Origin of the sequence: Agrobacterium pusense, from assembly GCF_900102105.1 — a bacterium.
Taxonomy (GTDB): domain Bacteria; phylum Pseudomonadota; class Alphaproteobacteria; order Rhizobiales; family Rhizobiaceae; genus Agrobacterium; species Agrobacterium pusense.
The window spans coordinates 219311-243339 of the sequence record NZ_FNBB01000007.1; the positions used below are offsets into that span (position 1 = coordinate 219311).

Sequence of the window (24029 nt, forward strand, 5' to 3'; positions counted from 1 at the left end):
CATTTGAAACGCCAGGCGCAATACCGACAACTGGGATAAATGGTGTGCTCTGTCATTTTTCAAGGAAATCCGCAGCGCGAGGCAGAGCCGCAAGCCGTGCATCAGACGTTATTTTCCGGATTAAATCAGAAGCAGGAAAGCGTGTCTCATGCGCGATATTGGATCTCGTGTTTTCATGACGCATAGAAATCAAAAATTTGACGCGTGTCATAATCCATAAAAACAAGCCCGTAGGCACGGGATTGGGGACGACCTCGGCGAGGCAATTGAAAGCTTACACCTACCCGTCCGGAAAATGACTTCCAGTTTCTGAGGCCAATGCTGTAGATTGCCCGAAAAGCCCGCGAGCGAGTCTCTGACTGTGACATTCGACATTCTTATTCTGGTGCTTCTGGGCGCTATGCTGCATGCCGGATGGAATGCGCTGGTCAAATCCGGTTCCGATAAATCGTTGGACGCCTCGTTGATTGCGGCGGGAGCTGCAGCCTGTTCGCTGCCGTTTCTGCCTTTCCTGCCGTTTCCCTCGCCAGTCGCCATTCCCTTCCTGATCGCCTCAGCCGTCCTGCAATTCGCTTATTTCCGCCTTGTCGCCGCCGCCTATACGATCGGCGACATCGGCCTTGTCTATCCCGTCATGCGCGGCGTGGCACCCTTGATCGTGGCGGCGACGAGCAGCCTGTTCCTGAGCGAGATTTTGAGCCCGCTGGCGATTGCGGGCATCGGCGTCATCTCCGCGGGGATCCTGACGCTTGCTTTCGAGGCAAGGCGCGGGGGCGGAAAGGCGATCATGGTCGCCCTGCTCAACGCTTTCGTGATTGCATCCTACACCTTCGTCGACGGTGTCGGCGCAAGGCTTTCCGGCAACGCCATATCATACACGCTTTGGATGTCTCTGCTGCCACCCGTGCTGCTGTTCGGTTTCGCGTTTTACCAGCGGGGCGCCGGCCCCGTCGTCCAGCATGTCCGGCGCAACTGGTGGCGTGGCCTTATCGGTGGCGGCGGCTCCATACTCTCCTATGGGCTGGCGCTTTACGCCATGACCAAAGCGCCTGTTGCCGTCGTCGCAGCACTCCGGGAAACCTCCATTCTTTTCGCGCTGGTGATATCAGTGGTGATCCTGAAAGAACGCGCCAGCATCTGGCGCTACCTTGCCGGAGGCATCATTGCAGCGGGCGTTCTGGTGATGCGGCTGGGGTAAAACGAGGTCAGATGATGGGGTAAAATAATACCCCATAACCAACCGTTTGTTTTTACTTGATTATTTTTGCGACCTCCAAAATCGATCATATTGACGCTTTTGTTCGCGCACCGTATAAGCGCGCCAGATCGGATTCCAGCCGGAATAGGGTCATTTGCGGTAGCCCTTATCGGCAACCAAACCAAGCAACAAGAAACGCCCGTATGCTCTTCATGAAGAGGATGACGGGTCCACGTTAGAAAGTGAAATTCATGTCTACTTTCGTTCAGAAGCCCGCTGAGGTGGAGAAGAAGTGGGTCATCATCGACGCCGAAGGCCTCGTTGTTGGTCGCCTCGCCACCATCGTTGCAACCCGCCTGCGCGGCAAGCACAAGGCTACCTACACCCCCCACGTTGATGATGGCGACAACGTCATCGTTATCAATGCGGAAAAGGTTGCCCTCACCGGCAAGAAGTATTCCGACAAGAAGTACTACTGGCACACCGGTCACCCGGGTGGCATCAAGGAGCGTACGGCTCGCCAGATCATCGAAGGCCGCTTCCCGGAGCGCGTCGTTGAAAAGGCCGTCGAGCGCATGATCCCGCGCGGTCCGCTCGGCCGTCGTCAGATGAAGAACCTGCGCGTTTACGCCGGTTCCAACCACCCGCACGAAGCACAGCAGCCGGTCGTTCTCGACGTTGCCGCGCTCAACAAGAAGAACGTAAGGAGCGCCTGATAATGGCCGATCTTTCCTCTCTGAAAGACCTCGCCCCGGCTTCGGAAGCTTCGGCTCCCGTGCATGTCCGCAAGGTTGATACCCTCGGCCGCTCCTACGCGACCGGCAAGCGCAAGAACGCCGTAGCCCGCGTATGGGTCAAGGCGGGTTCTGGCAAGATCATCATCAACGGCCGCGATTTCACCACGTATTTCGCACGTCCGGTTCTGCAGATGATCCTCCAGCAGCCGATCGTTGCCGCTGCCCGCACGGGTCAGTTCGACATCATCGCCACCGTTGCCGGTGGTGGTCTGTCCGGTCAGGCCGGCGCCGTTCGTCACGGTCTGTCCAAGGCCCTCACCTACTTCGAACCGGGCCTGCGCTCCGTTCTGAAGAAGGGTGGCTTCCTGACCCGCGACAGCCGCGTTGTCGAGCGTAAGAAGTACGGTAAGGCCAAGGCCCGCCGCTCGTTCCAGTTCTCGAAGCGCTAATCGCTTCCAGGAACGGTTCGTTCAGAACTTCGAAAGGCGGGGCTTCGGCTCCGCCTTTTTTCATGGCCTCCTCCCTTGTTTTTTCATCGGGAAGACAGCAACCTCGGCGCAAATCGCAATGGGGTGATCAATGCCGGCCAAAACCATCGACCATGCCTTTACCGCAATGTCCCTGACATCGGCTGCCACGGACCCGACCCATGCCGGTGTCCTCTCCTTCATGCGGCGCAAATATACCAAGAACCTCAAGGGCGTTTCGACGGCCGTGTGGGGCATTCCCTTCGACGCGGCGACCTCCAACCGTCCCGGCGCACGTTTCGGGCCCCAGGCGATCCGCCGCGCTTCGGCGATTTTTGATAATGATCCGCAATATCCCTTTGCACGCGATCTTTTCGCCCATATGCCGACCGTCGATTACGGCGACTGTCTGCTCGATTACGGCAATCACTGGAAGACACCTGATACGATCGAAAAGGAAGCGCGAAAGATCATCTCCAAAACGGATTATCTGCTGACGCTGGGCGGCGATCATTTCATCACGTGGCCATTGCTGAAAGCGCATGTGGCCAAGCACGGCCCGCTCGCGCTGGTGCAGTTCGACGCGCATCAGGATACATGGTTCGACGATGGCAAGCGCATCGACCACGGCTCCTTCGTGGCCCGCGCCGTGCGCGACGGGCTGATCGATGCCGACCGCTCGATCCAGATCGGCATCCGCACCCACGCGCCTGACGATTTCGGCATCCGGATTCTCCACGGCTACGAGGTGGAGGACATGCGGGCCAGCGATATCGCCTCGCTGATCGTCAAGCACACGGGCGGTGCGCCCACCTATCTCACCTTCGATATCGATTGCCTCGATCCCGCCTTCGCGCCGGGAACCGGCACACCCGTCGCCGGTGGGCCGACCAGCGCGAAAATTCTCTCCGTTTTGCATGGACTTGGCCAGCTCGATATTCGCGGCTCTGATGTGGTGGAGGTGGCACCCGCCTACGACCATGCGGATATTACCGCCATTGCCGGAGCGACCGTTGCAATGTATATGCTTGGCCTGCGTGCCGAACGGCTGGCCAAGGCTGGCTGACAAAGACGACGGCACTTGCCAAACTGATTCCGACTACCCTCGCAACCCTCTGAAAAGTCAGGACAAGGACATGACAGCGAAGATCTTCATCGATGGCGAACACGGCACCACGGGTCTGCAGATCCGCACGCGCCTTGCCGGTCGCCGCGATATCGAGTTGCTGTCCATTCCGGAAGCCGAGCGCCGCAATGCGGCGATGCGCGAGGATATGCTCAATAGCGCCGACATTTCGATCCTCTGCCTGCCGGACGACGCGTCCCGGGAAGCGGTTTCCATGGTGGCTGGCAACAATAATGTCCGCATCATAGATACCTCCACCGCTTATCGCGTTCATCAGGACTGGGCTTACGGTTTTGCCGAAATGGATAAGGACCAGGGCGAGAAGGTTCGCTCTGCCCGCCTCGTCGCCAATCCCGGCTGCTATCCGACCGGTGCGATCGCCCTTATTCGCCCGCTGCGGGCCGCTGGCCTCCTGCCGGACGGTTATCCTGTCAGCGTCAATGCGGTCTCCGGCTATACTGGCGGCGGCAAGCAGATGATTGCGCAAATGGAAGACCAGAGCCGCGACGACGCCATCAGCGCCAATAATTTCCTTTACGGCCTGACGCTCAAGCACAAGCACGTGCCTGAAATGACCATTCACGGCCAGCTTGACCGCGCGCCGCTGTTTTCGCCCTCCGTCGGTCGCTTCCCGCAGGGCATGATCGTCCAGGTGCCGCTGTTCGCCGCCGACCTTAAGGAAGGCACTGATATTGAAACGATCCATGCGGCACTCACCGCCCATTACGCTGGACAGGATATCGTCAGCGTCGTGCCTCTGGCCGAGAGCAAGGGGTTGGCGCGTATCGATGCCGAGGAATTGGCTGGCAAGGATACGATGAAGCTCTTCGTCTTCGGCACCGAGGGCGGCGAGCATATCAACCTCGTCGCGTTGCTCGACAATCTCGGCAAGGGTGCCTCCGGTGCTGCCGTGCAGAACATGGAACTGATGCTCTCTGCATGAGACGTTGCTCATGACCATGACCACGCCCTCTTTTCCGGCCTCGTGGAATATCGAGGCCGTAAAGCAGATTGCGGATACGCCTGCCGGGGTGGTCTACGAGCTTGTGCGCGATGACGGTTCCCTTGCGGTCGCCAAAGTTCTCAAGAAGAAAGTATTGACGGACAGCCTTCGCGGCGCGGATTTCATCGAATGGCGCGCCGGGATCGGCTGCGTGGAGTTGCTTGACCGCTCCGATGATATTCTTCTGATGGAACATGCCGGCACGGAGACCCTGCGCGACGTGCTGTTCCGCGACGGTGACGACGATGCCACCACGGAAATCGCAGCGGAGGTCCTGCTTCGATATCACCAGCCGTCCGAGCAGCCGCCGCCCTCAAGTCTGCTGACGCTGCCTCTCTATTTCGAAAGTCTGTTCCGCAAGGCCGAACAGGATCGTTCCGACGGCATCGACAGCGCCTATATCGAGGCCGCCGCGCTTGCGAAGGAACTGATCGGCCAGCAGCGGGATATCAAGCCGCTGCATGGCGATCTGCACCATGAGAATATCATGCGCAGCGATCGCGGCTGGATCATCATCGATCCGGCTGGCCTGATCGGCGATGCGGCGCTCGATGTCGCCAACATGTTCTCCAATCCGCTCGACCGTTTTGACCTCACCCGAAGCGAAGCGCGCATCGCCTCCATGGCGGCGATTTTTGCGAAGGCTCTCCAACGGGACGAACGGCTATTGCTGCAATATGCCTTTGCCTATGGCTGCCTTTCTGCCGCGTGGCATGAAGAGGACGAAAATGCGGAAGAACGCGACAACGAACTCGCTGTCGCGGCAACCATTAAGGCCGTCCTGGAACAGTTCTGAGCGAGTTCAGTCCCTGAGTTCAACCGCAACTGGCGGCGGATATTCTCCAATGAATCCGCGCCAGTGGGCAACCGCAAAACCGAGCACGACCAGCGCCATGCCCTGATGGGCGAGCGCGACATGAATATCCACATGCATGAGCAGCGTGGTTACTCCCAGCGCCGCCTGAATGCAGACGAGCAGGAAGAACAGCACCGAGCGGCGGGCGTGCGGCGTGCCGGGCAAGGCGCGCGCCATCGATGCCATATGCCACAGCGTGGCGGCAAACAGCGTATAGGCGCCCAGGCGGTGAATGAACTGCACCGTCTTGGGGTTTTCGAAGAGGTTGATCCACCAGGGCTGCTGCAGGAAGAGATCGCCCGGCACCAGCGAACCATCCATCAGCGGCCACGTATTATAGGACAGGCCGGCATTCAACCCCGCCACCAATGCGCCGAGATAGATCTGGAAGAGACAGAGCACCGTCAACAGCGCGGCAAAGCCCCTGCCCGTCTTTTCGTCGGTGGCCTCGGGGGAATGATGGGACAGGCCGCGCAAAATCCACATGCAGCCCGCAAAGATGAGGCAGGCGATGGTCAGATGTGTGGCAAGACGATATTGCGAGACATCCGTGCGGTTGACGAGGCCCGAAGAGACCATCCACCAGCCGATGAAGCCCTGGAAGCCGCCAAGCGCCAGTAGACCGACCAGTGGTAGCCGGAGGCGCTTTTCGACGCGGCCTGTCAGCCAGAAGAAGGCGAGCGGCAAAGCAAAGATGAGGCCGATGGCGCGGGCAAGCAGGCGATGCGCCCATTCCCACCAGAAGATCGTCTTGAACTCGTCGAGCGACATGCCCTTGTTGATTTCCTGATATTGCGGAATGCGCTTGTAGAGCTGGAACTCCTCTTCCCATTCCGCAACGGAGAGCGGCGGTATCGCGCCATGGATCGGTTTCCATTCGGTAATCGACAGGCCGGATTCGGTCAGGCGGGTTGCGCCACCAACGAGCACCAGACAGAAGAGTGTGAAAAGCACGAGGCGCAGCCAGACGCGCAGCAGGCGGCGGTCCTTCTCCTGCTTCTGCAGGGCAGCCTGCACCACCATTTCCGCGGAACCATTGGCCATCGTCATGCCGCTCGAACTCATCTTTCGGTCTCCTTCATACAGCCATGTTGATTAGCCCCAACCGGCACCACAAAACAAGGCCTCAGGGTTTGCGGCATCCGGTCGCGGCGCTATAGTCATGCACCTGTTCAATCACGGAAGATTTCATGCACCCTCGCCTCAGATCGCTTATCGGTACCATCGTCATCATCTGCCTCGTCGTCGTTTACGCCGTGGTGGCGACGGCCATCGCATCGGCGGCGCTGGCGCAATCGCCCTGGTGGGTGCATCTCGCTTATTTCGTGCTGACAGGAGTTTTGTGGATTTTGCCGGCGATGCTGATCATCAAATGGATGGCCGGGCCAAAAAAACAGGGCTGATGCGGGACCACCGCGTGACACCTTAAGGTCGCAATTTTATAAACCGATTGTTTGCCGCTCAAAGATATAGTCCGACCGAAACAACCGGAGAGAGTGGATGGCGGCTGAGGGGCCGGTCTTTACCAGCGACGAGCAAGCGCTGACCGCCGTGCAAAACGAGCGGCGGGGCGCTGACCGTCTGTCGGTCGATCTCGTCGATGACGCTTCCACCATCCATGTCGATTGGAAGCGGCTGGAAAACGATCCGCTCAACTCCCTGCATCAGGGTTTTGGGTGGTGCTCCATCTGGGCACAAACGCAGGACAGCGCGCTCCTGACGCTTCGCGGCCGGCAGGGCGGCAAGACGATCTTCCTGCTTCCGCTTGAAATCGTGCTGGAGGGTGGCATTCGCAAGGCGCGTTTCCCCGGCGGCCGTTTCAACAATATCAATACCGGGCTTTTCGACCCCTCCTTTGCCGAACAGGCCGGAGAGGAAATCGCGGCGGCGATTGCCCGCGAGGCGCGGAAGCTGCTGCATGGCCGGGCCGACATTCTGGCTTTGCAGAACATACCGCTGACGTGGCGCGGCAGGACCAACCCCCTGTCGCATCTAGCTTCGGTCGAAAACCAGAATCCGGCCTTCCAGCTTCCGTTGCTCGAAAGTTTCGAGGCCACGCTCCGGCAGGTCAATGCCAAAAGACGGCGGAAGAAATTCCGAATCCAGAGCCGGAGAGCCGAGGAAATGGGCGGTTACAGCCATGTGATCGCGCATTCTCCACAGGAAAGATGTGAATTATTGCAGGCCTTCTTCCGGCAGAAAGCCGCCCGTTTTGCATCGCAGGGCATTCCGGATGTCTTTCGCGACCAATCGGTAAAGGATTTCTTTTACGACCTGGCCAATTTTCCCGAGACGGGCACAGACAGTCTGCTGGAGCTGCATGCTATTCGCCTGCACGGCGAGAACGAGGGCGTCATCGCCGCAATAGCCGGTCTTTCGCGCAAGCAGGACCACATCATCTGCCAGTTCGGTTCGATCGATGAATCCGTTTCAGAACTCAGCCCCGGGGAATTGCTGTTCTGGCTGATGATTGAAAGGGCGTGCCACCAAAGGGCTGCGATCTTCGATTTCGGGGTCGGCGACCAGCTCTACAAGCGCAGCTGGTGCCCGCTTTTCACCGTGCAGCACGATATATTCCTGCCGATAACGGTGAAAGGTCGCATCGCCGCAGCAGCCTATGTCGCGATCGCCCGAACGAAAAGCCTGATCAAATCCAATCCGGCTCTCTATGCGCTCATTCAGCGTTTCCGCGCCGGCCGGCCGACAGCAGCCTCGACAAGGGGTCTCGACTGAACAGCCGGTCAGGCCGCGCTCAGGTGGTCCGGCTTTCGCATGCCGGTCATCGGCAGAGCCTGCTCGTAGCCATGAGCAACCAGTTCTCCGAGCGTTTTCTCCAGCATCTCCCCGTCCTTGTCTGGAACCGAGACAATGATTTCTGCCGGCAAATTGCGCAGCATTTTTTCGAGGCTCGAAATCTGCACCGCTCCACACTCCACAAGCACCGTGTCGTAAGCGTCGGAAAGCGCACCGAGGATCATCGTCAGGCGGTCCAGAGCACGCATCGCCTCGCGGGGCTGCGCATTGCCGCGTGGAACGATATGCGCATCTGACAGACGGTCGCCGTGAATGGTTTCACCGAAGGCGGCCGCTCCTGCCAGAAGGTCCATGACACCGGGAAGTCCGGCCTCGGGCGACATCAGCCGCGTCGGGCAGGCAGATGCCGTCATGTCGACGAGAACGACCGAACGCCCCAATTCAGACAATGCGCGCGCCAGCATGACGCTCGTGGTCGAACCGCTGTCACCGGCTGGAGATACAATGGCGGCGACGGGTTTGGCGAGCCGTGTGGACAGAAAGCCCGCCACGGCGTCGATCGAAAAGTCACTGGCGGCATCGGCATCCTCATCCACCACCGCCTCTTTCGCAGCCGCGACATCTTCTGCCGCCAATGCCGGCGGCATGGCCGTGGCTGCGGGCGGGTCACTCCGTTTCTCTTCTACGGCGGCGGGCTGTTGTGCCGCAACCGGCATGGCGCGGACGCCCGGCGCCACATTTTCAGCAGGTGCCGATGCGGGCTGCTCAGGCCCATCCGTCGTCTCATCCGCTTCAACCGGCCCGCGTGCAGGTGGTGGCGGATCGGAAAGCGGTGGAACCTGACTTCTTCCGACCGGTTTCAGCGCCCTACCCGTAAAGAGTTCCACCAGCATGACGACAATGCAGGACAGCAGAAATGCTGCGAGCGTGACAACGATGGTGATGGCACCGGTTTTCGGGAAATAGGGTTCGCGTGGCTCAACTGCCGTCGAAATCACACGCGCATCGGCCGGCGTGGAATCCGCAGAGCCAGCCCTCGACGTCGCCTCGCGATAGCGGGCGAGATAGGTTTCCAGAAGCTGCCTCTGCGCGGATGCTTCCCGCTCCAGGTCGTTAAGGCCCACCTGCTGCTCACCGGCACGCACGCTTTCCGATTTCAGCACGTTCAGTTGCTGCACCAGTTGCCGCTCCCGAAGGCGTGAGACATTGGCCTCATTTTCGAGACTTGCCAGCACCTTGCGGGTTTCTTCCTGAATTTGCCTTTCGATGCCATCGAGCTGGTTGCGCAGCGCCCTTATGCGGGGGTGGCCTTCCAGCAGCGAAGACGAAAGATCGGAAATCTGGCTGCGGATGTTGGTTTCGTTTTCCTTCAGCCTCTGGATGGTGGGAGAAGCGACGACATCGGGAAAGGTATCGAGAGGACGACCGCTGGCAAGCGCGTTGCGCACGCCTTCTGCGCGCGCCTCCGCATTGGCGCGCTCGCCGCGGATACGCCCGAGTTCCGTGGAGATGTCGCTCAGCTGACGTGTGGCGAGCGTTTCGCCCTGCCCGGCCGACAAAAGATCGGAGGAGGCACGATAATCCGCGACCTTTTTGTCCGCCTCCCGCACCTTTTCGCGCAGCGTGGCTATTTCCGGCTCAAGCCAGCGCGCTGCTTCCGTGCTGGTATCGAGCTTCGCGCCGCTTTGCAGCGCGAGATAGGCCTTCATCATCTCGTTCGGGATGGCCGCAGCGAGCTTCGGGTCCTCTGAAGAAAACTCGACCGTGATGACACGAGAACTTTCCACCTGATAGACCTGCAACTTCTCGCGGAACGCCTTCAGCACCCGCTCTTCAGGCAGAACCTGGAGTGGATCCTTCTTGACGCCGACGGCAACCAGCAGGCTCGAAACCAGCGAAGGATGCGCCTCCGGATCGAATTCCTTGAGTTCATAAAGCTTCATGTCCCTGGCGACCTGCTTGATGAGGTCGACGGACTGCAGGATCTGCACCTGGCTGGATACTGTCAGTTCGTCCAGCACTGGCTCGGCCGGCGCGTTGGACTGCTGGGAAGCGCCAAAGGAAGCAGCACGGGATTCAATGAGCACGCGCGCCTCGCCCTTATAGGCGGGCGACATCATGCTGGAAACGACAAAGGCGGCGCCGCCGGCCAGCAGCGTTATGGCCGCGATTCTTCCCCGACGCCGCCATATGGCCGCGACGAGTTGCGCAAGATCAATATCCACATCCCTGTCGTCAATGCGATCGCCGTTCATACGGGCTCCGTAACCGAGATAAACCTCGGGCGCTCAAATAAAGATGGTCAATTTTCGCGAAGTTTAAGTCTTGCGGGTAACACAACCGTTAATCACCGAGACTCCGACGAAATAAAGCCGATATTACCGGGCCTGACGCTGCGCGTTTACCGTGCATTAACCCTAACAGAACGATAAGAATGATCAAAGTTCGACTCGGAGCCAGATGAGATGCCGCTCGCCGGATCACGACATGTCACCGCACTGACGTTTGCCGTTCTGACGGCCCTTTCCGGCTGTTCGGCCTATCAGCCTGCGCCGCGGTCATTCAATGAGGCCGCACTGCAACCCTATCACGTCGACAGCGGCGACAGACTGCGTATCAACGTGTTCGAACAGGCCGGGCTGACAAATACCTATACGGTCGATCAGGCGGGCTATGTCGCCTTCCCTCTCGTCGGTCAGGTGCCCGCGCGGGGCAAGACGCTGCCGCAGCTGGAAGCCGCGATTGCGGCCAAGCTTCGGCAGGGATATCTGCGCGATCCCGATGTCACGATCGAGATAGATCGTTATCGCCCGGTCTTCATCATGGGCGAAGTGGGCCGTCCTGGCCAATATTCCTATGTGCCGGGCATGACGGTGCAGAACGCCATCGCCATTGCCGGCGGCTTCAGCCCGCGCGCCAATCAGGCAGATGTCGACGTCACCCGCAAGATAAACGCGGAAGTGATGACGGGCCGTATCGGTATCACCGCACCCATTCTTGCGGGTGATACCGTCTATGTGCGTGAACGCTTCTTCTGAAAGGGGCGCGGCGAACGTGTCGGACGACGGCCCTCCCCTGCGCATCATTCACTGTTTTCGTTCGCCGGTGGGCGGCGTTTTCCGCCATGTGCGTGATCTTATCGAGGAACATGTCAGGCAGGGCCACAAGGTTGGCATCGTCTGCGACAGTTCCACCGGCGGCGCGCATGAGGAGAGGCTTTTCGCGCAGATTGCGCCGATGCTGGAGCTCGGCCTGACGCGCCTGCCCATCCGGCGCTCCATTACCCCGGGCGACCTGCTGGCGCTTTGGAAATCCTACAAACACATCAAAAGTTTGCGGCCGGACATTCTGCACGGGCACAGCGCCAAGGGTGGCGCTTTGGCCCGGCTGATCGGCTCATTGCTGCGGGCGAACAGGTATCGCGTAGCCCGCCTCTATTCACCGCACGGCGGAAGCCTGCATTATGCCCGCAACACCCTGAAGGGACAGCTCTTCCTGCGGCTGGAGCGGTTTCAGGAACGGTTCACCGATGCGCTCTGTTTCGTCTGCAAGTTCGAGCAGGCGGCCTATGAAGCCAAGGTTGGCAAACCGCGCACCCGTACCGCGATGATCTATAACGGCGTACAGGAAAACGAGTTCGAACCCGTCCCCGCGCAAGAGGGCGCGGCGCATTTCCTCTATATCGGCATGCTCCGTGACCTTAAGGGGCCTGACCTCTTCATCAAGGCCTTCGCGGAAATGGAGCGCGGCATCGGCCGGCCGATGTCCGGTGTCATCGTCGGCGATGGGCCGGACAGGGACAAATACGCGGCGATGATCGACAAGGCCGGTCTTTCCCGGCGCATTTCCATGCATGCCGCCATGCCCGCCAGACAGGCCTTCGCCCTGGCCACGACGGTGGTAGTCCCCTCTCGCGCGGAGGCCATGCCCTATATCGTGCTGGAGGCACTTGCAGCGGGAAAAACGGTCATCGCCTCCCATGTCGGCGGGATTCCCGAAGTCTTGGGAGAAGAAAGCGACGCGCTCGTCCCGGCCGGCGACGTCGAGGCGCTGGCGAGGGCCATGGCCAGGGATGCTGAAGATGCCGGTTGGGCGAAACGGATCATGCCCCACCCCGACAGCTTCAGGGCGAAGTTTTCGACGCCGGTCATGGCGGATGACATGATGAAGCTCTATCGCGACCTGCTGTTGCTCTAAAATCATTTCAAAAACACGATTTTTGATTGTATATTCCGTCATCCTCAAGAAACCCATCATAAACGTTTCTTAGCATGTTTCGGCTAGTTTCCAGATCGTGGAGCGCCGTGCGTCCGTCCGGATGCATCAGGCCCGCTCCACCACTTTGAAGTTGCGTATCGTCCGGTCGGAAATCGATGCCGATTTTCGCGCCGATGCGCTGGAGGGTGCGGACCAGGCAATGACCAAGGCTGACAAGGATAGACTGCAATTCGATCTGGCGTCGTTGCGCAAACAGATTTCCGAGCAAGAGGCCAACGGGCCTTCGACATCGGAAGCCGTCGTTCTCAACCCCCTCGCACGGCAGATTGCCAACCAGCTTCGCGGCGGCAATCACTCCCCGAACATGGTGATAGGCCAGTTGCGGCTTCTGGAATTCACCATGCTCGTGGTGATCGCGGCCATCATCAACGGCGTCGCCGCCGATCGGGGTATTGAGACCTTCTTGGCGGTTTTTGGCGGCGGCGTACTGGGGGCCGCGCTCTGCGTCTTTCTTCTTCAGGCCGGCGACTGTTATCAGTTGCCGACGCTACGCACGCCACTGTCGATGTTCGCTCGCATTCAGGGCGCGGTCTGCCTGTCTTTCGTTGGCACAGCCTGTTTCCTTCTGCTCTTTTTTCCCGATGCGCTGCATTCCTGGCAAGCCTTCGGCATCTGGTATGCAATTGCCGCGATTGCCATTTTCACCGGACGACTGATCCTTGGCTTCGCCATCCGCCACTGGGGCCGCAATGGCGTCATGGAACGCCGGGCGGTCATCGTCGGCGGTGGTGATGCTGCCAAGGATCTCATTCGCTCGCTCGAGCAGCAATCCGACAACGACATCCGCATCTGCGGCATCTTCGATGACCGGCAAAGCGCGCGCTCTCCCGACGTCGTCGCGGGTTATCCCAAGCTCGGCACTTTCGCCGAACTGGTGGAATTCGCCCGCCTGACCAAACTGGATATGCTGATCATTGCCCTGCCGTTAAGCGCCGAGGCACGCATTCTCCAGCTTTTGCGAAAGCTTTGGGTGCTCCCGGTCGATATCCGCATTGCGGCGCATGCCAACAAGCTGCGCTTTCGCCCGCGTGCCTATTCCCACGTCGGCAAGGTGCCGATGCTTGACGTTTTCGACAAACCGATCCGGGACTGGGATTCTGTCGCGAAGCGGCTGTTCGACATCACCTTCAGCCTCATCGGCATCGCCCTTCTGTGGCCGGTCATGGTGGGCGCGGCAATCGCGGTCAAAACGACGTCCAAGGGGCCTATCCTCTTCAAGCAGAAGCGCCATGGCTTCAACAATGAAACCATCAACGTCTGGAAGTTCCGGTCCATGTATACGGAACTCAGCGACCCGACCGCAAAAAAGGCCGTCACTAAGAACGATCCGCGCGTAACGCCCGTTGGCCGCTTTCTGCGCAAGTCCTCGATGGACGAGCTGCCGCAGCTTTTCAACGTTCTTCATGGCGACCTGTCGCTGGTCGGGCCCCGCCCGCACGCGGTTCATGCCCAGACCGGCGACCTGAAATATACCGAAGTGGTGGAGCATTATTTCGCAAGACACAAGGTCAAGCCCGGCGTAACCGGTTGGGCCCAGATCAATGGCTGGCGCGGAGAAATCGACCATGGCGACAAGATCAAGTTCCGCACCGAATATGATCTCTATTACATCGAGAACTGGTCGCTGTTTCTCGATCTCAAGATCCTGTTCCTGACGCCGATCCGGCTGCTCAAATCGGAAAACGCCTATTGACCCACACCGGTTACCAGCACGCCCCGGATTTCGATGCGCCTTTGGCTGCCATGCGGCTCATCGGTTCGTTCTTCATTGCCTTCGGCGTGTTTCTTTCCGGCTTCGTTATCTCCGAGCCAGCGCCCTATGAGCTGATGATGGTTGGGCAAGTGGCCCTGTGGTTTCTGCTTGGCCTGCGACTTTCACGCACCGTCGTCCTGCTGCTGTGCCTGTTGCTCGCCTTCAATATCGGCGGATATCTCTCGCTCACCACCATGGCCGACCTGGATGAGGGGCCGCTTTATCTCGCCGTTTCGACTTTTCTGGCGCTGACTTCGGTGTTTTACGCGGCAATCATCGAGGACCGATACCAGCGGCTGCTTTTGATTTTCCGGGCGTGGCTGGCGGCGGCGGTGATCACCTCCCTGCTCGGCATCATCGGCTATTTTCACGCCATTCCGGGCTTCGAAGTCTTCACCCTTTACGATCGCGCCAAAGGCGCCTTTCAGGATCCGAACGTCTTCGGTCCCTTTCTGGTGACACCATCGCTTTATCTCATCTACGGCCTGCTGACCGGCAAGACGATGCACGCACCCTGGCGAATCCTCGGCCTGCTGATCCTGTCGCTTGGCGTGTTCCTGTCGTTTTCGCGTGCGGCCTGGGGGCTGTTTCTGTTTGCCACCGTACTGCTCGTCTTCGTCATGATGCTGAAGGAACGTACGGCGGCGTTTCGCCTGAAAATCCTCGTGCTGTTTCTCATCGCCGCCGGACTGATGGTAGCGGCTGTCCTCATCGCGCTGCAGTTCAAACAGGTGGCCGATTTGTTCTCCAGCCGCGCCTCGGCCGTGCAATCTTATGATGGCGGCCATCTGGGACGGTTCGCCCGCCATTATCTCGGTTTCCTGCTGGCGATGGAACATCCGCTCGGTATCGGCCCGATGGTGTTCGACAATATCTTTCCAGCAGCCGAGCACAATATCTGGCTGAAAAGCCTGACGACACATGGCTGGTTCGGCTTCGTCATCTATCTCGTCCTGATCTGCTGGACCATCGCCGCCGGTTTCAGACATCTCTTGCGCCCGCGCCCGTGGCAGGCCTTCCTGATCATTTCGTGGGTGGCTTTCGTCGGGCATGTGATGATCGGTGCTGTCATCGATACCGACCACTGGCGACACTTCTTCCTGCTGCTCGGCATATTGTGGGGTTGCATGGCACTGGAAAAACGCGAAGGCCTGCGCCGGCGCGCGGTTGGCGCATAAACAGCTAACCTAACGGAACCTTCCACGATTTCATGCGTTTAGCCCCCGATTCTGATTGTCAAACGGGGAGACATCTTATGACGCAGACCAATAATCTCTATCTCATCATCGGCGCGCTGATTGTCGTCATCGCAGGCCTTGGCATTTACGTCTGGCATGAAGAAAGCAAGCCCAAGGGGATCGAGATGAATATCGGCCCGAATGGTGTTTCCGTTCAGGAAAACTGAGCCGCAAGCGTCGCGCAAAGTCCGACGATTAAACCGGGTGCGTTCCAGCCCAAAAACGGCCGGAACGCACCCGGTCTTCTTATGAAAGAGGACAAATGGCAGGAATCGCAGATTCACGCCGCGCCGGCCCGGTACGGATGATGCGTATCTGGTCCGATCATGGACATCCCGCGCAATGGTCTCCTCCATCGACCTTTCCACACGTCTCACCGCCACCAAACTGGCCCTCAAGGCCATCAGGGAACAGGAAGACAACTCCGCTGCGACTTCCACATCATCACGGACGACGCTGCTCAATTCCTATGGCATCGACACCACCACCTCCACCTCTTCCAGCAATACGCGGCTGACGCAGCTTCTGGCGCAATATGCACGAACCTCGGGCAATGAGGCGGAGAGCGGTGATACGGACAAGACGGCCGCTTCCGGGGACATCACCCGGGCGGACTTCATGAAGGATCTGAAAGCGACGCTCGAAGAACTTTCCGGGGATCCCGCCAAGGCGGCGCAGGCCAAGTCGATGCTGGAAGCATTGGCTGCCGGCACGCTGACGGTGTCCAACCCGGCGGACGGCGTAAAGATCAAAGCGTGAAATGTGACAGACGACCCCAAGACCGCCTCGAAACCCGCCACAGCGATCACAACGGCGGGCTGGAGCGACTTCCTGAAGGATCATCTGAAACGCGATGGAGCGGCCTATGCAAAGGGCGCCAACGGGGCTTATATCGATGGCATTTCCGGCGACAACGCGTTTTTTGGCAGTGTCGGCAGCCGTTATTATTATCTCACCTGGCCGCAGGCTAAGGACGGCACACTCACCGTTTGACAGCAACGGCTGACGCAGAAGCGCTGCGACATCGATGATGCCGCAGCGTTGCTTTTATCCGTTTCAGGCAACCGGTGTAGCAGGCTGATGGCTCCCGCCCGAAAGTGCTTTCTGTAGTTCGGCTTCCTGCTCCGGCGAGAGCGATGTTTTGATAACCCTGCCGCGCAGCCCTTCCAGTTCCGCCAGAACCTTTTCCGGCTGCACCTTTCGGATCAATACGAAAAGAGCCGACGACCCGTTTGGAATGGTCTCGCCCAGGGATTTGATGAAATCGTCATCGATGCCGTAATCCGTCAGCGAGCCCGCAAGCGCGCCCGTTCCCGCGCCAATGGCACCGCCGATCGCAAATCCCGCCAGCGGGTTGAGGAACAGCAGGCCGACGAGGCCGCCCCACAGGCCACCGGACAGAAATCCGGAACTTGCACCGATCGCTGTCAGGTTGACGCTCTGCTTCAGATGAACCTTGCCATTTTCATCGCGAACCACGACAACGGCATCTTCCAGATCGACCAGATACTCCTTCTTCAGGCTCGCAAGCTTCAGAAGGACCCGGTCGGCCTCTTCCGTTCCGTCAAAACCGACAACGACAAGTTCGGACATTGTTTGTCTCCCTGAGTTTCAATTCCGCTGCGAATGAACGTTAAAGATCGCGGCAGGTTCCGGCCATGATGAAAAGATGATGTGTCAGGTGTTTGACAGCCACGCAGCCGGCAAAACGCGGTGCTCCATTGATCCCATTCCCGCAGTCCACATCCTTTGTTCGTTTTTTTTAGAAAAGGCCATTTTCCGCTTGCGCCCTAACAGGCTTCTATATAAACGGCTTTCAGGTTCGGAGCGTAGCGCAGCCCGGTAGCGCACTTGACTGGGGGTCAAGGGGTCGTGGGTTCGAATCCCGCCGCTCCGACCATTAAATCAGATAGATAGCCAGTTCCCCCAGAGCTGGCTATATTTGTTTTAGCGCTCCAGTAGCGAGCGTTTTGCGCAAGTTTCAAACATCCCGTTCGGGTGTGCATTTATTCAAGCCTTGAGAACGAAGTGTGCTGAGATGGCAAAAAAAACGAAAATAGAACACTCGGAATTTTCAGGCGAGTTTGAAGACGAGGGTATCACTGTCCTTGTTGACATCTACCGGCCCGCGGGCACCCAGCAAGACTGGACCCTGGAAGTTATCAGCGAGCACGACGATGTCACCACCTGGGACGAACCTTTCGCAACCGACAAAGACGCATGGGAAGAATTCCTGGCTACCTGCGAAAAAGACGGGATTCGCAGCTTTCTGGATAGCGAGGATCCTTCGGTCCATTAACCCATCGGGCGACGCCGCGCTTGGGTTGGGTTAAAGCTCCTTTAGGACCCCAGGCTCACCGGCCCATTTTGCTTAGGTGCTCACCGGCAAATTCTACAAAAAAAGCGGGCGCGATATGCCGTCGCCCTCCGTCAAACGACGATGTGCATTGCCGTGTTGACTCTCTGCTAAAATTAGAACATTTAGTGAACAAAAGAGAGGTCACCTACCATGTCCGACGCTAAAAAGATCACCCCCATACGGCCTGACGACATAGCGGGATACGTCATCCAGTGTCATGACGGTGATGCAAGGGCGGCCGTCGAGGCGCTACTCGGCGAAATCGAGCATTTGCAGGAGCAGCTGTCCCTTGCTGTCGCCATCATGGGAAAAGGATATACGCGCGGGTGGACGCCGGACATGGAGCGCGATTAGAAATCGCCCTATCCACAGCTGGTCTCCGATACCCATGACGCGGTCAAGTCGAACAGATTCCACGCTCCGATAAAAGCTTCCCCTGCCGACAGAGAGCCGAAGCGCGGGTGGACAATTCACAGAAGCATTACAGCCAATGGCGCTTCAGAAACGGGGCGTTATCAGTTACTTCCCGACCGGTCGAAGCCTTGCTCAATATTCATTGGAAGCGATGGCAAAGTCGTCAGTGATCGGCATATCCTCCACATTTTCCCAGGTCCGGTCCATGGCATAGGTTTGCGAGAGATAGGGAATGCCGATGTGGCCATAGCGAACCGAGAGCTGACTTTCTGCTTCCTTTTCTCCAAGACGCGCGACGCGACTGAGATAAAGCGCGGTCGCGAGGCCCGTCCTGTCCGCACCCGCCTTACAATGAATGAGAATCGGTTTCGGCGCGTCGCGCATGATCGCGACCAGCTCGTTTACCTGGCTCATGTTGAGCTCCTGGCTCGCGGACATGCCAAAATCAATATGATTCAATCCGAGTTTGCGCGAGGTCTCGACCTCATCCCGGTACCACGCCTGGGATTCATTTGACCCGCGCAGATTGATCACAGTCCTTATTCCGTGATCCTTGGTGTAGCGAACAAGTTGCTCGCTGCTCGGCTGGTTGGAGCGATAAAGCTGCCCGGCCATCACCTCGTGGAAGTTGCCGAGGAGTTGAATGGCATAGAGATATCCGCCTGCCGCAAGCACGACGAGGCCCATGCCCCCAAAGGAGCACTTCCAGAATCTTCGCATAATAAAACGGTTCCCTGATTGGACAGGGGAACCGATACAGGTGGATTCTGACAGTAGGCTGAAAGTTATGCGACAGTATTGTAAGAGTAGAAAAATTGCTTTCGATCAACGCACGAAAACGTAAACCGCGTAGATGGCGATAAGTGCCGCCGCCGCCGCGGCCGTGATGGCGCCGAGGCGTTTTTCGATAAAATGGCGGACCGATTCACCGTATCTTTGCAGCAAACCGGCAAGGATGAAAAAGCGCGCGCCGCGCGTGACGACCGCCGACAGAATGAACAGGCCAAGGCTGATATTGGCCGCGCCCGACAGGATGGTAACCACCTTGATTGGCGGCAGGTGCGCAAGGCCCGATGTCACCAGCAGAAGAACGATGGTTTCATAATCCACCGAGTTCTTCAGATGCTCGAAGCTGTCGAGCTTGCCGTAAAATTCAAGAATAGGCCGGGCAATGCTCTCAAACGCATAATGACCGAGGAACCAGCCCGCTATGCCGCCCAGAACCGAGGCGACCGTGGCCACGAGCGCGTAAAACATCGCTTTTTTCGGCTTCGCCAATACCATGGGCAAAAAAAGCACGTCGGCAGGAACAACGAAAACGGAGCTTTCCACGAAAGCCACGATTGCCAGCCACCACACGGCGGTTTTGCGCGCGGCGAGCGCCATCGTCCAGGCATAGATGTTTTTCAGCATTTTCATGTCCCCGGGGAAGAATGGTCAGGAGGCAGACGGAGGCAAGACACAGGCGGAATTTCACCCGGTCAATCAACGGCAGGCGGCGGGTCGGAAACCCGTCACGAAGCAGGATTAGAGACAACTCAAGAGAATGGCAAATGTTGGAAGATTTATTTTTGCATCGCGGAAAATGAAAAAGTCCCACGATTCCAATCCATACCGGAGACTGGTTGCTGCGATGCGAAATTTCATCTCTAGGTAGATCAACTCGCCTTTTTGCTGTAGAATAAGAGGTGGCGGGAAGAGGAGGAAGTTATCATGGACTATGTCAACTTCGTTACATCAATCAATCCGGTCATACTTGTCATTCTGCTGGTGGTTCTTCTTGCAGGTGCCTATAGCAACTGGGTTTCGCATTAGATCTTTCGGACGGCATGACCAAATGTGAAGAGGCCCGTTTCCATCTGTGATAGGCATCGGGCCGGAGGAATGGTATCAATCCTGGAGTTGAACAACTACCGGGAAGCGGCATGTCGAACGAATTCGCATTCACTGATACGTCTGAAAAGCTCAGCACCACGCTTGAAAAGCTGATAGGAAAACTACAGGGCCAGACGATCACATTGCGCGAATTGATGGAAGCGATCGGTGAACAGGGCCTGCTGCTCATCTGCGCCATAGCCTCCCTGCCCTTTTTGATCCCGGTTTCCATTCCCGGAGTCAGCACCGTTTTCGGCGCCGCAATCATTCTCGTCAGTCTCGCGATCACGATGAATCGCCTGCCATGGCTACCGGCGAAAATTCTCGACCGGCAGATGGAAACGGCAAAGCTGGTCCCGGCGCTGCAAAAGGGTGTGGCGATCGTATCGAGACTGGACCGCTTTATCCGTCCACGCATTCCGGCGCTGACGACGGGCGTCATCGCCAACAGGATAAACGGCCTCGCCCTGATGACGGCGGGCGTGCTTCTGATGATGCCGCTCGGCTTCATTCCCTTTTCCAACACCCTGCCGGGCATTGCGATCCTGCTTTTCTCAGCGGGCATGATCCAGCGGGACGGCGTCACGGTGCTGGGCGGTTACCTCTTTCTAGGGCTGACGACGATTTATTTCGCTGCACTCGCCTATGCCGCCTTCTGGGCAGGCCAGGGCATCAGCAGCTCCATCGGGGCGTAGCAGGATTACTGTCGGTCCCGGTCGCGGGGCTCCCGCCGGTTCCGTCGCGATGCCCACCAGATCACCAGCCTTCGCCGCTGGCGACGAACAGCCGGCAGGTCGTGGGAAAGCATGACAAGGCCGACGGGAACCATCCAGAAACCCAGAATGGGCAAAAAGCCCAGCGTACCGCCCACGACCAGCGCCGAACCCGTTGCGATCCTGCCGACGCGCGAACGCGGCATGGCAAGGCTCCATTTTCCGAGATTGAGACGACCCGTTCTGTGGTCGATTCCGAATTTCATTCCAATCCGCCCTTCAGCATCTGGCCTGTGGATAATTTTTTCAGCGTCGATAAGCCCGGAAAATCGGGACTCCGGAGGGATAAAACAAGAGGAATGCGTTTTTTTTGAAAAAAGCGCTTGGCAAATCGGAAAAGCATTTGTATTACCCCGCTCACACCGCGCCAAGCAGCGCACGTTCCCTGGTAGCTCAGCGGTAGAGCATTCGACTGTTAATCGACAGGTCGCCGGTTCGAATCCGGCCCGGGGAGCCACTTTTCTCTCAGAGAGAAAAGTAACATACCGCAAAACAACCAAGCAAAAACAATCGCTTATAACTAATCGCCGCTCTCAGCGCCGCGCGTAGCAACTCCTATTCTTGCCATTTCGGATACTTTTTGGCTACATTTCCGTCTACAGGCGGGTAAACGAATGAAGTCAGAAGATGTTTCAAAATATGTGCTGAGAGATCCGTCGAGCGGCATCTATCGGTATTATCGGCGTGTCCCTACCGAGGTATCGCACCTCGATAAACGCGCCCATGTGAAGAAAAGTCTCAAGACGAAAATTCATAAAGAGGCACTTGAGCGAGCCGAGTCCATTCACGAGGCTTCCGAAGCCTACTGGCGCGCCCTGATCCAGGGAAAAGGCGCGATCGGCGCGATTGAAGAATACGAGGCAGCTGTGCGAGCTGCACAGTCCCTCGGCTTCACCTATAAGCCTGCTGGCGACGTGTCCCAGATAGATATCGTTGAGCTGGAGCGCCGCTTTAGAGTAGCTGAACAAAACTTTGACATTTCAACGACCATCGCAGACGGCGTACTCGGGACGGCACCAGAGCCAAATCCGCGCATCAGCGACGTCTGGAAGCTCTATACTCAGCACAATGAAGCAGGCCTGACCGGCATGTCGCCAAACCAGCTGCGCAAGCACAAGGTGTCTCGCGAACGCGCACTGCGCTACGCGAAAGACGTATTCGGCGATATCGAGCTCTCAGCAATCCGTCGCGCGGACACGATCCGCTTTAGGGACTGGTGGGTGCAGAAAATCAAAACTGAAAAGCTGAAGGCTTACAGCGCCAACCGCAGCATCACCGACATTGCCGGTATGCTAACGGTGATAGACGACGCGCTGCAGACCGAATTTCACAAGCCGTGGGAGAAGCTCCGGATCAAAGAGACGAACGCGACAAAGCTGGGCAAGCGACCACCCTTCCCCCTCGCGTGGATCAAAGAGAAGATCCTGGCAGAAGGTGCGTTGGATGGACTTAATGATGAGGGCCAAGCAATCATCCACGTCATGATTGAGACAGGCATGCGCCTCACAGAGGTCTGCAACCTGCGACCGGAGGATATTCACCTTCACGGAGAAGTTCCACATATTGAGGTCGCAGAGCGTGATGATCGTCGAAACAAGACTGATTACTCCGTTCGTCGCGTCCCGCTCGTCGGCATCGCGCTGAAGGCAATGCAGCGGCATCCGAAAGGCTTTCCCCTCTACCAGGACAAATCTGACAGCGCGTCCGCGAACATCAACAAGTTCATGTGGAATGCCGGGTTGCGTCCTACCAAGAGCCACACCGTATATTCGCTGCGCCACACATTTCAGGATCGCATTGAGAATGCGGGGGCTTCGGACAGAATGCAGGCAGATCTTATGGGGCATGAATTTGGTAGGCCGACATATGGGGACGGCGCGGAAATGAAGCGTCGCCGCGATTTCCTTCTTTCGATACAGGTAGTGAAATAACAACAGCGAAAAGCAACGGACTTATCGAATGCCTGAAAATGGAATAAGGTCAACCTACTCGCAAGCTCCGTTCATGATATCAATGCACGACAACGGTGGGCAAATCTCCACCGGCACCGCGTTTCATTACATGTTCGGCGGAAAGCGGTTCATCGTCACAAACTGGCATAACGTTTCCGGATTAGACTTTTTTACAAGGCGTAATTTGAATACGAATGCCCGTAGACCTTTATGGATAGAGGTCCACACAGCATTGTGGCAGACGGCTGAAGATTTGCCATCCAAGGGGTTTTCAATTTCTCAGAGACGCGTTGAACTTTACGCTGAGCCATACGCGATGCTCGATCCACTTTGGAGTGAACACCCGACACTCGGTAGCGAGGGTTGCGACCTCGTCGTCATACCCGATACCAAACCCGCGCTAGAACCTGAATTCATGCACAACAGCGTGAACATGATTAGCAACATCCGCGTGCCAGTCTTGCCGGGCGAAATCGCCTTTGTCATTGGATTTCCGCAGGGATTGACGACCGGATTTGGACTTCCCATCTGGAAGTCGACCTTCATAGCGTCGGAGCCATATTACGATGTGAACGTATCCGGCCGCCGCTTGCCAGCATTCTTCCTCGATGGTTACACACGCCCGGGCATGTCGGGCTCACCGGTATTTGCGCGCTTCAAGGGCAGCTGGGACATGAGCGCCCCTTACAAACCCGTAGATGAAACCGAACCAGGATTTTGGGACCGGAGTGACGTAGCGCTCTTTGGATCAGAAGGGACAGAATTTATCGGGATTTACAGCGGGCGAATTCCGGAGAAAGCAGGAGAGGCAGCTCTTGGTCTGTGCTGGCGAAGGGATGCTATTGAAATGACATGTGGCGCCGCTCTATAGCCAACGCAATCTGCGCTTAAGCGACCTGATTACAAATCCCATCGCACGTGCAATGATTTCAGGTGCGTGACATCGCTCAGTCTGTAAAATGGAGCCTGAAATAACCCAATATTTCCAGCTTTACCAACATTGAAATGTAAAATGATATCCACAGAAAGCTGCCGCTGTGTATAACCACTTGCTGATACGGCCGCCTGCCCCTTTCGGTTAAATCAGCGATAGACTCCTTAATGGCCTGATGCTTAAAATCGTCTTACGTTTCTCTAATCGTGGGTTCTTATGACCTTGCCCCGTTGAAATAATCCATTTTGAAGTAAGGTCTGGCCCAATGAGAGGACCAGGGAATGAAGCGCAATCGTTTTACAGAAGAACAGA

24 protein-coding genes, 2 tRNA genes and 1 pseudogene are annotated in these 24029 nt (G+C 57.6%); 21 read left to right on the forward strand and 6 right to left on the reverse strand.

From position 1 onward, the window contains the following. The first annotated feature begins 361 nt into the window (after nt 1-361). The 6 genes from BLU28_RS17120 (at nt 362) to BLU28_RS17145 (ending at nt 5327) form a co-directional block, all read left to right on the forward strand. Nucleotides 362-1198, forward strand: coding sequence for an EamA family transporter (locus BLU28_RS17120; protein WP_004441289.1), 837 nt, complete (start codon nt 362-364; stop codon nt 1196-1198). Between the two features lie 251 nt (nt 1199-1449). Continuing rightward, nucleotides 1450-1914, forward strand: coding sequence for a 50S ribosomal protein L13 (gene rplM, locus BLU28_RS17125; RefSeq protein WP_004441288.1), 465 nt, complete (start codon nt 1450-1452; stop codon nt 1912-1914). 2 nt (nt 1915-1916) lie between these two features. Further along, on the forward strand, nt 1917-2384 hold the full coding sequence (rpsI, locus tag BLU28_RS17130; RefSeq protein WP_003521540.1) for a 30S ribosomal protein S9: 468 nt from the start codon (nt 1917-1919) through the stop codon (nt 2382-2384). Between the two features lie 130 nt (nt 2385-2514). Beyond that, nucleotides 2515-3468: an agmatinase gene (speB, locus tag BLU28_RS17135; RefSeq protein WP_077987062.1), complete on the forward strand. Its 954-nt coding sequence runs from the start codon at nt 2515-2517 to the stop codon at nt 3466-3468. A 70-nt stretch (nt 3469-3538) separates the two neighbouring features. After that, nucleotides 3539-4471 carry an N-acetyl-gamma-glutamyl-phosphate reductase gene (gene argC, locus BLU28_RS17140; RefSeq protein ID WP_004441284.1) on the forward strand — a complete coding sequence of 311 codons (933 nt, stop codon included), beginning with the start codon at nt 3539-3541 and terminating at the stop codon, nt 4469-4471. Between the two features lie 10 nt (nt 4472-4481). Continuing rightward, nucleotides 4482-5327: an aminoglycoside phosphotransferase family protein gene (locus tag BLU28_RS17145; protein WP_077987061.1), complete on the forward strand. Its 846-nt coding sequence runs from the start codon at nt 4482-4484 to the stop codon at nt 5325-5327. Nucleotides 5328-5333: 6 nt separating this feature from the next. On the opposite strand, the gene BLU28_RS17150 is transcribed toward BLU28_RS17145, so the two are convergent. Next, nucleotides 5334-6437: a COX15/CtaA family protein gene (locus tag BLU28_RS17150; protein WP_168247137.1), complete on the reverse strand. Its 1104-nt coding sequence runs from the start codon at nt 6435-6437 to the stop codon at nt 5334-5336. Nucleotides 6438-6577: 140 nt separating this feature from the next. Between BLU28_RS17150 and BLU28_RS17155 the strand changes: the two genes are divergently transcribed. After that, nucleotides 6578-6790 (forward strand): DUF2842 domain-containing protein, encoded by a 213-nt coding sequence (locus BLU28_RS17155; protein WP_022556022.1) that lies wholly within the window; start codon nt 6578-6580, stop codon nt 6788-6790. Nucleotides 6791-6887: 97 nt separating this feature from the next. Next, the gene (uppA, locus tag BLU28_RS17160) at nt 6888-8120 is read left to right on the forward strand and encodes a polysaccharide biosynthesis GNAT family N-acetyltransferase UppA (protein WP_077987059.1); all 1233 of its coding nucleotides are present in this window, start codon (nt 6888-6890) and stop codon (nt 8118-8120) included. 8 nt (nt 8121-8128) lie between these two features. Here the strand turns inward: uppA and uppB are convergent, their stop codons facing one another. Further along, nucleotides 8129-10396 (reverse strand): polysaccharide biosynthesis protein UppB, encoded by a 2268-nt coding sequence (uppB, locus tag BLU28_RS17165; RefSeq protein ID WP_077987058.1) that lies wholly within the window; start codon nt 10394-10396, stop codon nt 8129-8131. Nucleotides 10397-10606: 210 nt separating this feature from the next. Between uppB and uppC the strand changes: the two genes are divergently transcribed. The 6 genes and pseudogenes from uppC to BLU28_RS17195 all read left to right on the forward strand — a co-directional run bounded on the left by uppC (nt 10607) and on the right by BLU28_RS17195 (nt 16403). Next, nucleotides 10607-11179: a polysaccharide export protein UppC gene (uppC, locus tag BLU28_RS17170; RefSeq protein WP_004441270.1), complete on the forward strand. Its 573-nt coding sequence runs from the start codon at nt 10607-10609 to the stop codon at nt 11177-11179. A gap of 16 nt (nt 11180-11195) precedes the next feature. Next, the gene (uppD, locus tag BLU28_RS17175) at nt 11196-12338 is read left to right on the forward strand and encodes a polysaccharide biosynthesis type 4 glycosyltransferase UppD (RefSeq protein WP_035207901.1); all 1143 of its coding nucleotides are present in this window, start codon (nt 11196-11198) and stop codon (nt 12336-12338) included. A gap of 220 nt (nt 12339-12558) precedes the next feature. Continuing rightward, the gene (gene uppE, locus BLU28_RS17180) at nt 12559-14112 is read left to right on the forward strand and encodes a polysaccharide biosynthesis glycosyltransferase UppE (RefSeq protein WP_004441267.1); all 1554 of its coding nucleotides are present in this window, start codon (nt 12559-12561) and stop codon (nt 14110-14112) included. Next, nucleotides 14109-15350: a polysaccharide biosynthesis O-antigen ligase family protein UppF gene (uppF, locus tag BLU28_RS17185; RefSeq protein ID WP_004441266.1), complete on the forward strand. Its 1242-nt coding sequence runs from the start codon at nt 14109-14111 to the stop codon at nt 15348-15350. Before uppE ends, uppF begins: the two co-directional genes overlap by 4 nt. 77 nt (nt 15351-15427) lie before the next feature. After that, nucleotides 15428-15577, forward strand: coding sequence for a hypothetical protein (locus BLU28_RS17190; RefSeq protein WP_003521552.1), 150 nt, complete (start codon nt 15428-15430; stop codon nt 15575-15577). Between the two features lie 175 nt (nt 15578-15752). After that, nucleotides 15753-16403, forward strand: a pseudogene (locus BLU28_RS17195) (hypothetical protein). A 63-nt stretch (nt 16404-16466) separates the two neighbouring features. Here BLU28_RS17195 and BLU28_RS17200 read toward each other — a convergent pair. After that, nucleotides 16467-17003 carry a DUF1269 domain-containing protein gene (locus BLU28_RS17200; RefSeq protein ID WP_004441259.1) on the reverse strand — a complete coding sequence of 179 codons (537 nt, stop codon included), beginning with the start codon at nt 17001-17003 and terminating at the stop codon, nt 16467-16469. A 230-nt stretch (nt 17004-17233) separates the two neighbouring features. Between BLU28_RS17200 and BLU28_RS17205 the strand changes: the two genes are divergently transcribed. The 3 genes from BLU28_RS17205 (at nt 17234) to BLU28_RS17215 (ending at nt 18123) form a co-directional block, all read left to right on the forward strand. Further along, nucleotides 17234-17310, forward strand: a tRNA-Pro gene (locus BLU28_RS17205). A 138-nt stretch (nt 17311-17448) separates the two neighbouring features. Beyond that, nucleotides 17449-17709 (forward strand): hypothetical protein, encoded by a 261-nt coding sequence (locus BLU28_RS17210; protein WP_037089037.1) that lies wholly within the window; start codon nt 17449-17451, stop codon nt 17707-17709. A 210-nt stretch (nt 17710-17919) separates the two neighbouring features. Then, nucleotides 17920-18123: a hypothetical protein gene (locus BLU28_RS17215; RefSeq protein ID WP_004441254.1), complete on the forward strand. Its 204-nt coding sequence runs from the start codon at nt 17920-17922 to the stop codon at nt 18121-18123. Between the two features lie 192 nt (nt 18124-18315). Here BLU28_RS17215 and BLU28_RS17220 read toward each other — a convergent pair whose 3' ends face one another. Further along, on the reverse strand, nt 18316-18870 hold the full coding sequence (locus tag BLU28_RS17220; RefSeq protein WP_006697968.1) for a dual specificity protein phosphatase family protein: 555 nt from the start codon (nt 18868-18870) through the stop codon (nt 18316-18318). Between the two features lie 138 nt (nt 18871-19008). After that, nucleotides 19009-19596 (reverse strand): YqaA family protein, encoded by a 588-nt coding sequence (locus BLU28_RS17225; RefSeq protein ID WP_004441250.1) that lies wholly within the window; start codon nt 19594-19596, stop codon nt 19009-19011. 512 nt (nt 19597-20108) lie between these two features. Between BLU28_RS17225 and BLU28_RS17230 the strand changes: the two genes are divergently transcribed. Further along, entirely contained in the window at nt 20109-20753 is a 645-nt protein-coding gene (locus BLU28_RS17230) for an exopolysaccharide biosynthesis protein (RefSeq protein WP_035207821.1), read from the forward strand. Nucleotides 20754-20758: 5 nt separating this feature from the next. Here the strand turns inward: BLU28_RS17230 and BLU28_RS17235 are convergent, their stop codons facing one another. Then, the gene (locus tag BLU28_RS17235; RefSeq protein WP_077987056.1) at nt 20759-21037 is read right to left on the reverse strand and encodes a hypothetical protein; all 279 of its coding nucleotides are present in this window, start codon (nt 21035-21037) and stop codon (nt 20759-20761) included. A gap of 176 nt (nt 21038-21213) precedes the next feature. On the opposite strand from BLU28_RS17235, the gene BLU28_RS17240 reads away from it, so the two are divergent. The 3 genes from BLU28_RS17240 to BLU28_RS17250 all read left to right on the forward strand — a co-directional run bounded on the left by BLU28_RS17240 (nt 21214) and on the right by BLU28_RS17250 (nt 23654). Continuing rightward, a tRNA-Asn gene (locus BLU28_RS17240) sits at nt 21214-21288 on the forward strand. 157 nt (nt 21289-21445) lie between these two features. Further along, nucleotides 21446-22762 carry a tyrosine-type recombinase/integrase gene (locus BLU28_RS17245; protein WP_077987055.1) on the forward strand — a complete coding sequence of 439 codons (1317 nt, stop codon included), beginning with the start codon at nt 21446-21448 and terminating at the stop codon, nt 22760-22762. A gap of 28 nt (nt 22763-22790) precedes the next feature. Then, nucleotides 22791-23654 (forward strand): serine protease family protein, encoded by an 864-nt coding sequence (locus BLU28_RS17250; RefSeq protein WP_139190407.1) that lies wholly within the window; start codon nt 22791-22793, stop codon nt 23652-23654. Nucleotides 23655-24029: the final 375 nt, after the last annotated feature.